Annotated in this window: 12 protein-coding genes; 5 read left to right on the forward strand and 7 right to left on the reverse strand. The window is 61.0% G+C overall.

Annotated features, from left to right (window positions below; all coding sequences use genetic code 11):
* The 3 genes from HMPREF1219_RS12970 to pta form a co-directional block, all read right to left on the reverse strand.
* A partial coding sequence (locus HMPREF1219_RS12970; RefSeq protein WP_016458256.1) for an Ig-like domain-containing protein occupies positions 1-2,205 on the reverse strand: 2,205 nt, incomplete at its 3' end.
* A 448-nt stretch (positions 2,206-2,653) separates the two neighbouring features.
* Complete coding sequence (locus HMPREF1219_RS07320) at positions 2,654-3,850, reverse strand: acetate kinase (RefSeq protein WP_016458257.1); 1,197 nt, start codon at positions 3,848-3,850, stop codon at positions 2,654-2,656.
* Positions 3,851-5,221, reverse strand: coding sequence for a phosphate acetyltransferase (gene pta / locus HMPREF1219_RS07325; protein WP_016458258.1), 1,371 nt, complete (start codon positions 5,219-5,221; stop codon positions 3,851-3,853).
* Positions 5,222-5,551: 330 nt separating this feature from the next.
* On the opposite strand from pta, the gene HMPREF1219_RS07330 reads away from it, so the two are divergent.
* The 3 genes from HMPREF1219_RS07330 (at position 5,552) to HMPREF1219_RS07340 (ending at position 8,118) form a co-directional block, all read left to right on the forward strand.
* Positions 5,552-6,922: an FAD-dependent oxidoreductase gene (locus HMPREF1219_RS07330; RefSeq protein ID WP_016458259.1), complete on the forward strand. Its 1,371-nt coding sequence runs from the start codon at positions 5,552-5,554 to the stop codon at positions 6,920-6,922.
* 210 nt (positions 6,923-7,132) lie between these two features.
* Positions 7,133-7,621: a GNAT family N-acetyltransferase gene (locus tag HMPREF1219_RS07335; protein ID WP_016458260.1), complete on the forward strand. Its 489-nt coding sequence runs from the start codon at positions 7,133-7,135 to the stop codon at positions 7,619-7,621.
* Positions 7,622-7,671: 50 nt separating this feature from the next.
* Complete coding sequence (locus tag HMPREF1219_RS07340) at positions 7,672-8,118, forward strand: GNAT family N-acetyltransferase (protein ID WP_016458261.1); 447 nt, start codon at positions 7,672-7,674, stop codon at positions 8,116-8,118.
* On the opposite strand, the gene HMPREF1219_RS07345 is transcribed toward HMPREF1219_RS07340, so the two are convergent.
* Positions 8,119-9,096 carry a hypothetical protein gene (locus HMPREF1219_RS07345; protein ID WP_016458262.1) on the reverse strand — a complete coding sequence of 326 codons (978 nt, stop codon included), beginning with the start codon at positions 9,094-9,096 and terminating at the stop codon, positions 8,119-8,121.
* Between the two features lie 590 nt (positions 9,097-9,686).
* Between HMPREF1219_RS07345 and HMPREF1219_RS07350 the strand changes: the two genes are divergently transcribed.
* On the forward strand, positions 9,687-11,237 hold the full coding sequence (locus tag HMPREF1219_RS07350; RefSeq protein WP_016458263.1) for an MFS transporter: 1,551 nt from the start codon (positions 9,687-9,689) through the stop codon (positions 11,235-11,237).
* Positions 11,238-11,376: 139 nt separating this feature from the next.
* On the opposite strand, the gene HMPREF1219_RS07355 is transcribed toward HMPREF1219_RS07350, so the two are convergent.
* Complete coding sequence (locus HMPREF1219_RS07355) at positions 11,377-12,660, reverse strand: adenylosuccinate synthase (RefSeq protein WP_016458264.1); 1,284 nt, start codon at positions 12,658-12,660, stop codon at positions 11,377-11,379.
* 60 nt (positions 12,661-12,720) lie between these two features.
* Here HMPREF1219_RS07355 and HMPREF1219_RS07360 point away from each other — a divergent pair, with 60 nt between their 5' ends.
* Positions 12,721-13,590, forward strand: a complete 870-nt coding sequence (locus tag HMPREF1219_RS07360) for a hypothetical protein (protein WP_016458265.1) — start codon at positions 12,721-12,723, stop codon at positions 13,588-13,590.
* Here HMPREF1219_RS07360 and HMPREF1219_RS07365 read toward each other — a convergent pair.
* Entirely contained in the window at positions 13,587-14,660 is a 1,074-nt protein-coding gene (locus HMPREF1219_RS07365; RefSeq protein WP_040427571.1) for an FUSC family protein, read from the reverse strand. The genes HMPREF1219_RS07360 and HMPREF1219_RS07365 overlap by 4 nt on opposite strands.
* A 570-nt stretch (positions 14,661-15,230) precedes the next feature.
* Complete coding sequence (fbaA, locus tag HMPREF1219_RS07370) at positions 15,231-16,262, reverse strand: class II fructose-bisphosphate aldolase (protein ID WP_016458267.1); 1,032 nt, start codon at positions 16,260-16,262, stop codon at positions 15,231-15,233.
* Positions 16,263-16,275 lie beyond the last annotated feature (13 nt).

Here is a 16,275-nt window from a genome sequence, read left to right on the forward strand (position 1 = left end):
GGTAACCTTGGTGTCCTTATCCTTATTGGCAACCTTCAAACCCGTGTCCTGCTTATCAGCAGTCGGGTTCACCGCCTTCGGAGTACCAGACACAGTAGTCTTCGGCTGAGCAGCCTCAGTAACCGTTACGGTCTGGGTATCGGACTTCGTCTTATCCGGGGCCTGTGCGGTTACCTTAATCTGGGCATCCTTCATCTGCTTCGGGATAGAAGCAGTGAATGTACCCGGCTTGTTGGCATCCTCCTTCGGCACGAGCACGGTGCCATCAGGAAGCTCGATCTTGACCTCAGAGCCTTTCTCCGCCGTGACGGTGATCTTCTCATCGTTCGTTGTCACGGGTGCAACTTCCGGGGTTCTCGTCTTTTCGATCGGCTGGTCCGTGCCCTCGATCGTCTTCTCAGAAACGGCGACTTCACCGTTCGGAGTGATGGCTACTGCCTTGTACTTCACACCGTTTTCCACACCGGAAATGCCGGTGATATTGGCATCGCCCTTCTCCACAGCTGTGCGGGGCAGCTCAGTCTTACCAACAGCCTTGTCAAGGTCAACCTTGGTGGCGCCGGTCTGCGGATCAGTCGTCACAGCACTTTCTGGAACGAGAGCCACGGTGAGCTTTGTGTCATCGCTTGTAACCGGAACGTTGTTATCGTTCTTGTCCTTGAAGATTTCCTTCGGCACGGACACCTTGAAATCAGTGTCGTTGGTACGAATCTTCGTCATCTCCGGATCAGGAGTGCTGGGCTTGTAGCTGCCGGGATTCTTCGGATCAGTCTTATCCTTCAGAACTTCCTGACCATCCGGAACACCGTCACCATCGGTATCGAACTTGGAGGAGTCGGTGCCGAGCTCGGACTCGTAGGAATCGAGAAGGCCGTCGCCATCGGTATCTGACAGGCTGAGGTAGGTGTAGCCGTAGGAATTCTTGAGAACATCTACGGGCGCGCCACCGTCTAGCTTGTCAAAGACATCGGCGTTAATCCAGCTAGCAAAATCGACGTATCCGCCGGTTGCATTCTGGATACCTTCCAGTGCCCCGTCCTTGAGCTTGTACTTGATCGTAATTGGACGGGACTGACCGAGTGTGCCATAGAGGATGTTATCCCAGTTGTTGCGAACTTCCTTGAAACGAGGATCTGTTGCACCAGTTATATCGGCATCGTCCTTGCCCCAGGTGAGCTGCTTATTCTGGGTGGTGGTGACAACATTTCGCTCAGAATCAACAGCAAGCTCAAACTGCGTACGATCCTGCTTACTGAGGTTTCCGTCCCTATCGGAGCTGTAGACGACCACAGAGTCAATGAAGGGGATGAGCGCAGGGTCGATCTGCTCTTCAAGCTGCCAGGCCCAGTCGTAGCTGGCCTGCAGGAAGTTCTGCGTCATCGGCAGCCAGATAATGCTGTTGATCTCGTTCTTGCCTTGGTCGTAGCTGACAAACTTGGATACCGGGCGGTTAAGAATATTTTGACTGCCGGCGGCAGCATCCTTCGAACCGTCGAAAACCGTCTTCGGCATAGAGGGAGGAAGTTTGCCGTCGGTAGACAGGAGAGCTCTGGAGACAGAGTTCTTGACAATGCGGCCGTCCTGACGGATCCAGTACTGCGTGACTGCGAAGCCGTCACCAGCATCCTGTAGAGAGGACACCTCTACACCGTTATTGAGGTAAATCTTGTAGAAGGATGAGTAGTTCTTACCCGCTGAGCCAGGGAAGTTTTTTACCGTTGACAGATCCAGAGACCACTCGGAACCGTTCGGGTCGCGTTTGACAAAATCGCCCTGCTTATCGTTATTTTCACCAACAACGGAAATGCGATCGATCTGCGAGTAGAGGGCTTTATCCTGGAACCGCAGGACAGCCTTACTGGCATCCGGATCTTCCGTGGATCCTCCGGTGAGGAAGCCGGTCCGGTCCTTCACCAACCAGTGGGGAACCTGAAGCTTGAAGTCCGTGCCGTCTGTCTCATCTTTGACGGACACGGGGGCCAGACCTGCGTAGCGCAGATCCTTACCTTCGTCGAAGACACGACCCACGTTGGCAGGAACGTAGTCGCCGGAAGCTTGAGTTGTTGCGCCCTGAGCAGATGCCAAAGGAGCGACACCACCCTGTACCGGCTGGATTGCAGGTGCAACGAGGGCAAGTGAAAGTGCAGCCGCCGCTATGCTTACGCCGCGACGGACACCCCCTCGCTGGTTTCGGATAGCAGTCATAAGAACTGTTCCTTTCGAAGAAATTAAAGGTGAAAGTTTCTATTACGAATTTGTCAGTTAGCACACTGGGTTAGCACATCACTAACCACCGGTGCTACTACACTGTTCGTAACCATCGCCCATTTTAAAGAAGTTTGGGAGGGTTTTCCACCTTTTAACAGGTTCCTTTTAGCTCTTACCCAATTTTTAGCATCACTTAGGTTTCTATTATGTGCCGTTTGCGCACGTAGCGCAATTATTCCCTCCATACGCTATGTGGACACGTACTCATTATCGCGGGGAAACGAGCTTTTCTACCAGGAAGCAGAAACAAGAAAAACTCCCCCACAACGGGGGAGATCGAGTAAGACGAAGACTGATTTCTTCGGTCACACGCCCCTCGCCCCCATCTCAGGGGCGGGCGAGTGAGTGCCCCGCCTCACTCAACGGGGCAGGCGGTGGTGATGTTTTACAGGCCGGCGAGCGCCACCGCGTAGCGGGCGATGGCGAGCTCTTCGTTGGTGGGGACCACAAGGACGGTGACCTTGGAATCATCGGTGGAGATGATGCGGGGGCCATCGTTGGGGAGCTTGTTCTTCTCCGGGTCGACCTTGATGCCAAAGTTCTCCAGGCCGGCCAGAGCGTCCCAGCGGACGTCCTGATCGTTTTCGCCTACACCCGCGGTGAAGGTGATGGCATCCACGCGGCCGAGCTGCAGCATGTAGGCGCCAATGTACTTGCGCAGGTTGTGGATGTACACGTTGTACGCCGCCCACGCATCCTGGTTATCGTCCTCGATCATCTCGCGCAGGACTCGGAAATCGTTGACGCCCGCCAGGCCCTTGACGCCGGACTTGCGGTTGAGCAGGTCATCAATCTCATCGATGGAAATGCCCTGGCGGTAGAGGTGGAACACGATGCCCGGGTCGATGTCACCGGAACGGGTGCCCATAACAAGGCCCGCCAACGGGGTGAGGCCCATGGACGTATCAATTGCCGCCCCGTTGTGGATCGCCGCACACGAGGCACCGTTGCCCAGGTGGAGGGTGATCTGCCGGGTGTGCTTGGGGTCGCGGCCAATGAGGGCCGGCACCTGCTTGGACACGAATTCGTGGGAGGTGCCGTGAAAGCCATAGCGGCGAATGCCGTAGTCGCCAGCCACCCTGTTGTTGATGGCGTAGAGGGCGGCCGCCGGGGGCAGGGTGTGGAAGAAGCCGGTGTCAAAGACCGCGATGTGCGGTAGCTCCGGGAACATCTTCTGCGCCACCTCGATGCCGTCGATGTTGGCGGGGTTGTGCAGCGGGGCCAGCGGGATGAGGTCGCGGATCATGCCGAGCACCTCGTCGGTGATGACCACGGGCCGGGAGAACAGCAGGCCGCCGTGCACCACGCGGTGCCCCACAGCCTTGAGGTCCACCTGGTCCGGCCCCACACCGAGATCGTTGAGGAGGTTGAAGGAGAGGTCGAGCCCCTCGGTGTGGTTGGCGATGGGGGTCTGCACCACATGCTTGTGGCCACCGGTTTTGACGGTGAGCTTGCCGCCGTCTTCACCGATCTGTTCCACCACGCCGGAGACGAAGGGGTCCTCGCTGGCGTCGGCCGTCGTATCGACGATCTGGAACTTGATGGACGATGAGCCAGAGTTAATAACGAGTGCGTAAGCCATTTACTTTTCCTCTCCTGCCTGGATCGCGGTGATGGCGATGGTGTTGATGATGTCCGGGACGGTGGCGCCACGGGACAGGTCGTTGACGGGCTTGTTCAGCCCCTGGAGGATCGGTCCGATGGCGAGCGCGCCGCCGGTGCGCTGCGCCGTCTTGTAGCCGATGTTGCCGGCCTCAAGGTCGGGGAAGATCATGACGGTGGCCTGCCCGGCGACCGGCGACTGCGGTGCCTTTTTGGCTGCAACGCCCGGGTCGACGGCGGCATCGAACTGGAGGGGGCCGTCGATAAGCGTGTCGGGGGCGAGCTCCTTTGCCTTGGCGGTGGCGGCGACCGCCCGGTCAACATCGGGGCCAGCACCGGACGTGCCGGTGGAGTAGCTGAGGATAGCCACCTTGGGGTCGATGCCAAAGGCCGCGGCCGTCTCGGCGGAGCTCACGGCGATCTCGCCGATCTGCTCGGCGGTGGGGTTGGGGTTGACGGCGCAATCGCCGAACGCCCACAGGCGCCCTGGCATCGCCATGAGGAAGATGGACGAGACCACGGAGGTACCCGGCTTGGTTTTGATGATCTGGAAGCTCGGGCGAATGGTGTGCGCCGTGGTGTGCGCGGCGCCGGACACCATGCCATCGGCCTCGCCCGTGTGGACGAGCATGGTGCCAAAGTAGGAGACATCCTTCATAGTCTCGCGCGCCTGCTCGATAGTGACGCCCTTTTTCTTGCGCAGCTCGGCGAACTGTGCGGCGAACTTCTCGGCGCGCGGGTCGGTGAGGTGATCGACGATCTCGGCGCCGGTCAGGTCAAGCCCCAGCTCTTTCGCGCGGCCCAGGACGGTATCCTTCACCCCGAGGATGATGAGCTCGCACACGCCCTCTTTGAGCACAGCGTCGGCGGCCTCAAGGATGCGGTCATCCTCGCCCTCCGGCAGCACGATGCGGGTGGTCTTCTCCTGGGCTTTCTTCTGCAGCCAGGTCTGCAGGTAGTCCGCGCTCATGACGGGGGACGGTTCCAGCCCCTCGGTTGCGGTAGCCAGCCGCTCCGCGCTCAACTCACCCTCGCTCACGACGACGGTGGTGGCGAGCCTGGTCTCCGCCTCCCTTACGGCAAGCTCGGCCGTGAGGTTTTGCTTCTCGACGATCAGTGCGAGCGGAATGCCCAGTGCCGCTGCGGCGTCGGCATCGTAGGCGATATTGCCGGTACCCTCGATGAGCGCTGGCCCCTCAGCCAAGGGCTCGGCGGCGATGAGCTGGCGGATAACCGGCTCGCTAATGGTTGACAGCTCGACAAAGCGGAGACCGCCGTCAGCAGCGATGGCGCGGGCGTTAGCGGTTGCCTGGCCCACGGTGGTGAGCAGCACAGAGCGAGGTGAGTTCATAATGCACGTCCTTATATATAGGTCAGTTTCCTGAGCGCCACACTATACGCACCCGCGACCGCGCGCTGTCGCGCGTGGTCTCCAGCACACTACACATTTCGGAGTTGGCGCCACCACACTACTCTACAAAACGTCATATGAATTCTGCGAGTTGAGGGCGCACCCCCACAAGACCCACGCGAACGTGGGAGGTAAACGACCCTTTTGAACCGTATTGTTTACTTTATATAGACCACTTGGTACCCTTGCGGGAAAAAAAGGTACTAGCCCGCCCGAAAATTTCGGGTTAAGGTAGTAACGGTTTACACACAAGACAAACACAGGAGAAGTATGACTCGCCCACTTCGCGTCGCAGTAGTCGGTTCCGGCCCCGCAGGCATCTACGCCTCGGACATCCTCATCAAATCTGGCCACGATATTGCCATCGACTTGTACGAGAAGATGCCGGCCCCCTTCGGTCTCATCCGCTACGGCGTGGCACCCGACCATCCGCGCATCAAGGGCATCATTACCTCCCTCCACAAGGTGCTCGACCAACCGCAGATCAAGCTACTTGGCAACGTGGAGATTGGCAAGGACATCACCGTGGAGGAGCTGCGCAACTACTACGACGCGATCATCTTCGCCACCGGCGCCACCGGCGACCGCAATCTCGACATCCCCGGCATTGACCTCGAGGACTCCCACGGCGCGGCCGAATTCGTCGGCTTCTATGATGGCAACCCCAATTTCCGCCGCTCCTGGGACCTCACCGCCCCGCACGTAGCCGTCATCGGCGTGGGCAACGTCGCCCTTGACGTGGCCCGAATCCTTGCCAAGACCGCCGACGAGCTCCACGTCACCGAGATCCCGGACAACGTGTACGAGGGGCTCGGCGCCAACGCGGCCGACGAGGTGCACATCTTCGGTCGCCGCGGCCCCGGCAACGCCAAGTTCACACCCCTCGAGCTCAAAGAACTGGATCACTCCCCCACCATCGAGGTCATCGTCGACCCCGAGGACATCATCTACGACGAGGCCGCCGAGCAAGCCCGGCGCGACTCCAAGACCCAGGACCTCGTGTGCCAGACCCTCGAGCAGTACGCTCTGCGCGAGCCGAAGAACGCTCCACACAAGCTGTTCATCCACTTCTTTGAAGCCCCCGTGGAGATCGTCGGCGACGAAAACGGCAAGGTGAAGGCCCTCAAGACGGAGCGCCAGGAGTACGACGGCAAGGGTGGCGTGCGCGGCACCGGCAAGATCACCGAGTGGGACATTCAGGCCGTGTACCGCGCCGTGGGCTACCGCTCCGATGAGGTCAAGGGCGTGCCGTTCGATCACCGCTCTGCCGTGATCCCCAACGACGGCGGCCACGTCATCGATTCCGAGACCCGCGACCGCATCCCAGGCCTGTACACCACCGGCTGGATCAAGCGCGGCCCGGTGGGCCTCATTGGCAACACCAAGTCGGACGCCAAGGAGACCACGGACATGCTGCTCAGCGATTACGACACGGGCAAGCTGGCCACCCCCTCCAAGCCGGAGCGCGAGCAAGTCATCGAGCTGCTCGAATCCCGCAACATCCCGTACACCACGTGGAAGGGCTGGTACAACCTCGACGCCCACGAGCGCGCCCTCGGCGAGGCCGAAGGTCGCGAGCGCAAGAAGGTTGTGGAGTGGGAAGACATGGTCAAGTACGCCCACCCCGAGCGGGACGTGTAAGAATCGGAGATTCTTACACGTAAGAGTCGAGATCCTTACACGTAAAGAAGGAGATTTCTACCCGCAAAAAGGTAAAACTTTTTGCGGGCGCCAAATGTTAAAACTTTTTGCACGGAGGATCTCTATTTTACGCGTGCAGAAAGTAGCGCCTTTCTGCACCTTTGCCGCCCCGATTGAAGCCCGGGGCGGTTTTCGGTATTTTTTGTGGACATGACGACACGTTACGCACACGCACATCTGAAGGACTTGAGCCCACACGATGTCCACGCGCTGTACAAACTTCGCACCGAGGTTTTTACAGCAGAACAACGCGCCAGCTGGGCCGAGGCCGACGAAATCGACTCCCGGGATTCCACCTGGCATGTCCGCGCGTACGACGAAAATGACCACCTCAAGGCCTACACGCGCCTCTTCCTCGCACCGAGCGTCGACGATACAACCAAGGGTGAGTTGGAAGTAAGGATTGGACGGGTGGCCGTCGATAAGCACAACAGGGGCGAGGGCCTGGGCAGGAAGATCATCGAAGAGTCCCTGAAAATCTGCCAGAAAGAGTTCCACGACATTGACGTGGCGCTCGAGGCGCAAACCCACGCCATCGATTTTTACAAAAAACACGGGTTCCACACCGTGGGCGAGGTATTTGAGCTCGGCGGAATCAATCACATCAAGATGGTGTGCCCCGCCGACGACCTCAAGTAACTTTGGCCCGATTTGGCAAACAGCGCCCAGTGGGGTTATCCTCCCCCCTCATGAAAACGTACTTTGCCGTTTCCCATCTGGGACACTTGAGCGCACGCGAGGTCCACGACCTGTACAAGCTGCGCACCGACATCTTCGTGGTGGAGCAGAAATGCCCCTACGGTGAGATTGAGGACCGCGACCTCGACCCCGCCACCCTCCACATCCGCGCGCTGGAGAACCAGCGCCTCGTGGGGTGTGCCCGGGTGTACAAGGACGGCGACACCGTCCACCTCGGCCGCGTCGCCGTCGCCGCCGACCACCGTGGCACCGGGCTGGGCGAGCGCATCATGGAAGAAACCCTCGCGCTCATCGAGGGCCAGTACCCCGGCGCCACCGTGCAGCTTGACGCCCAGGTGGCATCCCAGGGCTTCTACGAGAAGTTCGGCTTCACCGTCGCCGGCGAGGAATACGACTGGGATGGCATCACGCACGTCCCCATGACGCTGGCGAAGTAACTACATCGCCTGGCGTTCGACCTCGGCGATGCGAACCGCGGCCTCCTCGACGGTCGCGGCCGTCGCCACAATGAGGTTGCCGATCTCGCAGGCGCGCACGTCAACCTCATCCACACCTAGCGCCTCTTTCACACGCACGGGCCGCTCCGTAATCATCGCCGCCCCCGGCGTCATGAGCGTGACATCCACCGGCAGCCCGAGCTTTGCCCGGGCATGCAGCTCGTACTGCGAATAACGCTGGGTGTACAGCGTAATGAGCCCGATGCGGCGCGGGCCGTACACAACATCCTCAAAGTAGCAGCGGTCCCTCGCCACGAGCATCGTCACCGAATACAGGCCGCGGCCGAAAGATTGCGCGCTCTCGTTCATGGACTGCACGATCCGCACCGCGATGGAGCGGGCCGAATCCCGCGCCGCGTCGCTCATCGGCATCGGCTGGACGGCCTGGGAGACATCGTGGCCGATCGGCTCGGCAAACCACGAGGCATCCTCACCCGTGGTGGGGTCGACGGAGCGCACCACCTGGAGGGTGATGAGCTCCGCGCCCTCCAACACAGATTCCACGAGCGTGGGGTGACCGTCCCACTGGGCTTCAGCCTCCTCGGCCGTCGCCACCTCGTAATAACTGTACGGCCCCTCGGCGGGAATGAGCCGGGCCGGCAACCCCACGCTGTTGAGCGCCTCTCGCAGCTCCTGCGGAGTGGACGCGGTGCGGGTTTTCACCACCGGGCTGCCCAGGGTCTCCCCCGCCAGCCACCTGCTGTCCGCCCTGTTAAAGGACACGGGGCGCAAGCTCGCCGGGGTGAGCCCCGCCGCGATCTCCCCCAGGTGCGCGAGCGCCTCGGCGGCCTCGTGGTCGTGCAGCGCGCGCACCGCCTCGTCAGAGCCCACGGGTGCATCGTGCTCGGGGGCGACGTAGGGCGCGTCATCGCGCACGAGCCTGCCCCGCGTTCCGTGTATGTCAGGCGTGTCGTTCATTCTCCCAGTATCCCACGGGGCGGAGTGGGGTGCCAAAGAAGGGCTTCTATTCACTTTCATGACTAAAACTGTTGTTACGCTAGCGTCGCCACGTTAGGCCTGCATGGGGAGTAAAATTTCGTGACTTACCGGTTATAACCGGCCCGATAGTGGATGGCAACACCTGGCAACTGTGCATAATATTCAGCGCTCGCGGTTCGCGTGTGATAAATTGTCCAACACCCCGCCTTTTGCCCGCATAAATTCGACCATTAGGGGGGTTGACGTTGAAACTCCGTGCAACCCATGCAATTGTTCAACATACCCCCGACGGGCGGTTTTCCGTACTTACCCCCGTATGTGATCTATGTCAAAACGGGCGAGCTCATCATACCTTTTCTCTTTTCTACTGGTTATTTACCGTTTTTTGGGTTTTACCACCGCCAATGGTCGGATCACTTTCGGGGGGTACAGCCTCACAAATGTGACCTAAAACTTTTGGCAATTCGCGTATTCACTCGATCACAGCAGGTAGCGTAAAGGTCATCCTTAAAAAATATATTGCTCCTATTTGCCCAAGCTACAAACCACACTCGTAAGGCGGTAAACACATGACTAGCAAGACCACTGCCACGCGAGAGACCTACCAAGGCACGGATAAGGCTCTCGCCGGCATCGTGCTGGGCGTCATGACATTCTGGCTGTTCGCCCAGTCCACGCTCAACGTTGGGCCACTGATGGCTAAGGACGTGGGCATCCCCATGCACATCATGAACGTGGCCATCTCCGCCTCCGGCCTGTTCTCCGGCATGTGCATCGTGGTTGCCGGCGGCTTTGCCGACCGCTGGGGCCGCAAACGCGTCGCCACCGTAGGCAACCTCATCAACATCGTCGGCTCGCTCCTTGTGGCTACCGCCTTCGGCGTGTTCGGCACCTCCATGATGATCGGCGGCCGCATCCTCCAAGGCATCGCCGCAGCCTCCATCATGCCGTCCACCATGGCGCTCGTGCAGACCTACTGGCACGGCCGCGACCGCCAGCGCGCCCTGTCCATGTGGTCCATCGGCTCATGGGGTGGCGGTGGCATTTGCGCCGTGTTCGGCGGGGCGCTCGCCTCCTCCGCACTCGGCTGGCGCTCCATCTTCTTCCTCTGCGCAGCCGTCTCCATCGCCTCCATCCTCCTCATGCGGGAGATGCCTGAGGCCAAGGCCAACGTCAGCTCCTCCGGCTTCGATCTCAAGGGCATTGTCAGCCTCATGATCACGATCGTTTCCCTGCAGCTCATCATCACGCAGGGTGCGTCCTTCGGCTGGCTCTCCCCCACCGTCATCGGCCTGGCCGCCACCTTCGTCGTCGCCTTCTGGTTCTTCGTCCGCATGGAAAACCACAATGACAGTGCCTTTGTGGACTTCCGCCTCTTTAAGAACCGGACGTTCTCCGCCACGTGCGTGGTCAACGCCATCATGAACGCCACGAGCGGCATCCTCGCCGCCTTCCTCTGGGTGATGCAGGACGGCGCAAGCTTCTCCGCCGGCACCGCCGGGCTGTGCACCCTCGGCTACGCCATCTTCGTGGTCTCCTTCATCCGCGTGGGTGAGAAGATGATGCAGCGCTGGAACGTCCGCACCCCCATGCTGCTCGGCTGCGGGATCGTGTTTGTGTCCATCCTCATGCTCATGTTCACCAACGTCATGACCGGCACGTACGTCATCATCGCCGCGGTGGCCTTCAGCCTCTACGGCCTCGGCCTCGGCCTCTTCGCCACCCCGGTCACCGACGCCGCCCTGTGCGGCCTCCCGGAGGACCAGTACGGTTCCGGCGCCGGCATTTTCAAGATGGCTTCCTCCCTCGGCGCGGGCCTCGGCGCGGCCATTGCCGCCGCTACCTACACTGCTCTCAAGGACACCGGCTCCGCACTGCCGACGTACATCCTCGACTTTGTGGGACGCCAGGATAACATCACCATCCGCGAGGCCGGCTTCATGGCACTGGGCACCAACGCCCTCATGTGCGCCGTCGCCATCACCCTCATCCTCGTGTTTATCCCCAAGGTGACGCAGACCTCCGAGTCCATGGACAACACGACGAGCCTCGACCAGGTTCGCAAGTGCAACTGCCCCGAGGGTGTCGCCGTGTTCACGGAGGATAAGCTAGCAGCGTAAATTTCTCTTCGAGAAATTTACGCCGTAGGAGGAAAATCAGATAAATAGCAAACCTACGCGCAACGGCCCCGAGCATTGCTCGGGGCCGTTGCGTTGTATTTGGGCCGGGCTCGATGCCCGGGCCCTTGCGCTTGCGGTCTTACAGGATGGGGAAGCGCTCGATCGTCTGCTCGCGGCCGGGGCCAACGCCGATGTAGCTCATCTGCGCGCCGGAGAGCTCCTCCAGGCGGAGGATGTAATCCTGCGCCTTCTGCGGCAGCTCCTCAAACGTGCGGCACTCGGTGATGTCCTCCTCCCAGGCGGGCATCGTCTCGTAGATCGGCTCCGCGTGGTGGAAATCGGACTGGTTGACGGGCATCTCGTCGAAACGCTTGCCATCCACGTCGTACGCCACGCAGATCGGGATCTCGCCGATGCCGGTAAGCACGTCCAGCTTGGTGAGGAAGAAATCCGTAAACCCGTTGACGCGGGCCGCGTAGCGGGCGACGACGGAATCGTACCAGCCACAGCGACGCTTGCGGCCGGTGTTCACGCCCACCTCGCCGCCGGTGGTCTGCAGGAACTCTCCCCACTTGTCAAACAGCTCCGTGGGGAACGGGCCTGCGCCCACGCGGGTGGTGTACGCCTTGATGATGCCCAGCGAGTGGGTGATCTTGGTGGGCCCGATGCCGGATCCCACGCACGCCCCGCCGGCGGTGGGGTTGGAGGAGGTGACAAACGGGTAGGTGCCGTGGTCCACGTCGAGCATGGTGGCCTGGCCACCCTCCATGAGGATGGACTTGTCGGCCTCAAGCGCCTTGTTGAGCTCTAGCTCTGCCTCGATGACCATGGGCTCCAAGCGGTCGGCGTAGGAGAGGAAGTACTGGACGGTTTCTTCCACGTCGATGGCCTGCCGGTTGTACATCTTCACCAGCATCTGGTTCTTCACGTTCAACGCGGACTCCACCTTCTGGCGGAGGATCGACTCATCAAAGATGTCCTGCACGCGGATACCCACGCGGGACACCTTGTCAGCATACGTGGGGCCGATGCCGCGGCCGGTGGTGCCGATGGCGCGCTTGCCCAGGAAGCGCTCCTGGGTGCGATCGAGGACGCGGTGGTACGGGGCCACCACGTGCGCATTGGCGGAGATCTTCAGCCGGTCTGCCTTCGCGCCACGGGCGATGAGGCCGTCCATCTCATCGAACAGCGCCTCGAGGTTGATGACCACGCCGTTGCCCAGAACGGGGATGGCGTTCTCAGAGAGCACGCCTGCGGGCAGCAGCTTAAGCGCGTACTTCTCGCCGTTGACCACCACGGTGTGCCCGGCGTTGTTGCCGCCGTTGGGCTTGACCACATAGTCAACCTTGCCACCCAAAATGTCGGTGGCTTTGCCCTTACCTTCGTCGCCCCACTGGGCGCCCACAATTACGATTACAGCCATATTTGTTTCCACATCAGTCGTTGCCTTAATAACCGTTTAGGCATTGTACTCTCTTATGGTATGAAGATCCTCTGTGTGGCATGCGGCACCGACCCGCTGCCAGGCGTAGAGCACATCCGCTGCGACGAGGTTCCCACCCGCAGCCAGCTACGCCCCCTCGATATCCTGGCCCGTCTCGTCCTCCCCCACGATCCCACGCCCTCCCTGGATGAGATCGCCGCCATGCCCGATGTCGAGCACCTGGGCACGCCCAAGCCCGCCCCGCAGCACCCCAGCGAGCCCGTCCGCATCGTTGTGTGCGGCTCCGACGCGGCCCTCTCCGCCGTCCTCACCCGGCTCATGCGGGCCGACACGATGTGGATGGAGGTCGCCTACGTTGCCACGGGGGCCACTAACGTGACATGGGCGGTGGATGCCTCCCGTGCACTCTCCGCGCCGGCTGTGCCCGCGCCGACGATCCGCTCCGACCAAGCCATCGTTGTAGTAGGCTCCGCCACCATCACCAACATGGACCGCACGCAGGAGATCTCCGGGGAAATCATCGTCGATGACGCCGTCCTTGTTCACCACGGCGCCGACCCCGCCGCCCGGTTCTACGGCACCTTTGGCGCCCGGCTGGTCCCCATGCTCGATACCCCCGGTATCGCCGCCGCCCGGCTCACCACCCCCTTGCTTGCCGACGCCCCTACCGGGCCATTCCACGAATCGGACCCCATTGCTCGACAACGCTTGTCCAAGCTCCCCATCGTCGGCAAGCTCATGCGAGGAGCGGTGACAGGCGGAACGGACCCAGAAAGCGTCACCACAGGCAGGGCCGTGCAAGCCGGTGGTGTAAACCTCGGGGTGACCATCGACGGCGTCGACCACCCGCGGCCACTCAAACGCGTCACGTTCTACCGCCACCTGCGCGACATGCAGATCGTGCGCTAAGCCTCCGGCGGCACTGCCGGGGTATCCGACGTGGGGGCGAGCACCGCCCGCGCCGACTCCGCATTGTGCCCACACACCATGAGCAGATCCACGATGAGCGAGCGGGTCTGGGCCAAGATCGCGTACGCCGAAAACACCCGGCCCGTGACCAGCGACTCCGGCGTCTTGGGGCCAAGCTCCCGCAGCTCATGAGTCACCCGGCTGATGGTATCCGCCGCATCATCGCGCTCCTCCAGGTACACCTCCGCAAGCTCGCCGGCGATATCCGCCAGCCGCTCAATGAGCGCCACCTGCTCCGGGGCCACCTCGTCGTGATCCTGCACCAACACCTCCGCGCGGCGCGCCAACACACGCGTGGTGCGCATCGTGTTATCCACCGGGCTGAGCAGCAGCAACAGGCTCACCATCCGGCGGCGATTCTTCCACTTGAGAGGCGACACCTTCGTCTGCTCCTCCACCGCCTTCGCCCGCGTAATCATGTTATTAATGCCCGCCTGCGAGCCGCGCGCCTGCTTCAACGCCAAGCCCACCAGCTCCGCATCCTTGTTCTTCAGGCCCCGGGCCACATCGTGCAACACGCCCGAGGCCGTAGCCAGCACCTTGCCAATCTCCCGCTCCCCGTGGATAGACGATTGCGGCAACAGCGCCACCACGAACAGCCCGATGACGCCGCCGATGAGCGCGTCAATCATCCTGTCCAGCCCGCCCGACGTACCCGGCGGCATAATCGTGGCAATGAGGACCGCGCCGATCGCCGTCTGGTTCACCACCAGTGGCGCATCATCCACGAACGTGGCCAACACCAGGGCAATCATCACCGCCAACGTGATCTGCCACGGCCCGGAGCCGATGTTGGAGATAATCAAATCACCCAGGCCAACGCCCAGCGACGAGCCGATCACCATCTGCACCGCGCGCTGCACCTTGCCGCCGCCGGACATGGACAAAATGATGATCGCCGCCATCGGCGCAAAGAACGGCTGCTCGTGGCCCACAACGTGCCGCGCAACATAGAACGCCAATCCCGCGGCGATGCCGCCCTGGATAGCCGGGAAGATCGAATTGGCCATTCGGCGCAAACGGTGGGGAAAATCCACCTTGTCGCTTACGTAGGAACCCGCCGACCGCGCCGAAGGAATCCGCATCTTCCACCCTTTCATCTCTACTTGTTGACACCCCATACTAAGCCCAACGGCGCGCGGATGGGAATCGTCCGCCTGACAATGATCGATCTGTTCACCGCCCTAGCAGCGTTCTTTTCGTGCCGCCATCGGCTACGTGCCCTGCGGATCTAAGCGGCTTGTTCGCATTCCCGTCAGATTCCGCGGGAAAACATGCACAAACGGGAAAGTTCCGTAATTTACTGGAAGTTTGCGGGGGATCGAAACCAAATCCCCTGGTGCGCTTGTGCAAAGTTCCAGTAATTTACTGGAAGTTTGCGGCAGCTCAAAACCAAATCCCCTGGTGGGGTTGTACAAAGTTCCAGTAATTTACTGGAAGTTTGCGGGGCTTCAAAACCACAACCCCTGGTGGGGTTGTGCAAAGTTCCAGTAAATTACTGGAAGTTTGTGGCAGTGCCGCCAGAGGTGACTCTGCGCATGAAAAAGACCCCGCCGGGGCGGGGCCTTTCAGGAGGTTATTTACTTGTTGTGGGAGCCCACAGCGTGGAGATCCTTGCAGGCCTCGATGACACGCTCGGACATGCCCTGCTCAGCCTTCTTCATGTAGGAACGCGGGTCGTAGACCTTCTTGTTGCCCACTTCGCCGTCGATCTTGAGAACACCGTCGTAGTTCTGGAACATGTGGGTGACGATCGGGCGGGTGAAAGCGTACTGGGTGTCGGTGTCAACGTTCATCTTGATGACGCCGTAGGTGAGAGCCTCCTCGATCTTCTCCTTCTCGGAACCGGAGCCACCGTGGAAGACGAAGTCGAACGGCTGGGAGCCCTCGGCAAGGCCGAGCTTCTTGGTGGCAACTTCCTGGCCCATCTTGAGCACCTCGGGGCGCAGCTGCACGTTGCCTGGCTTGTACACGCCGTGGACGTTGCCGAAGGTGGCGGCCAGGAGGTAGCGGCCGTTCTCACCGGTGCCGATGGCATCGATGGTCTTTTCAAAGTCCTCGGCGGAGGTGTAGAGGTTGGCGCCGTGCTTGGCCTCAACGCCGTCCTCTTCGCCGCCGACGACACCGATCTCGAGCTCGAGGATGATGTTGGCCTTGCGTGCCTTGGCCAGCAGCTCCTGGGCGATCTCCAGGTTCTCGTCGATCGGAATGGCGGAACCGTCCCACATGTGGGACTGGAACAGCGGGAGCTCGCCGGCATCGACGCGATCCTGGGAGATCTTGATCAGCGGGCGGACGTACTCGTCAAGAACTTCCTTCTGGCAGTGGTCGGTGTGCAGAGCGACGTTGATGCCGTAGCTCTTGGCGGCCTCGTGTGCGAAGGCGGCGAGGGCGACGGCGCCCTTCACCTTGTTCTGCACGGCCAGGCCGGAGCCGAAGGAAGCACCACCGGTGGAGAACTGGATGATACCGTCAGACTCTGCCTCGGCGAAGCCCTTGAGAGCTGCGTTGATCGTCTCAGAGGACGTGCAGTTAATGGCCGGGTAGGCGAAGCCGCCCTTCTTGGCCTTGTCCAGCATCTCGTTGTAGATATCCGGAGTTGCAATTGGCATGTATTTTCCTCCT

Source organism: Corynebacterium pyruviciproducens ATCC BAA-1742 (assembly GCF_000411375.1).
Classification (GTDB): domain Bacteria; phylum Actinomycetota; class Actinomycetes; order Mycobacteriales; family Mycobacteriaceae; genus Corynebacterium; species Corynebacterium pyruviciproducens.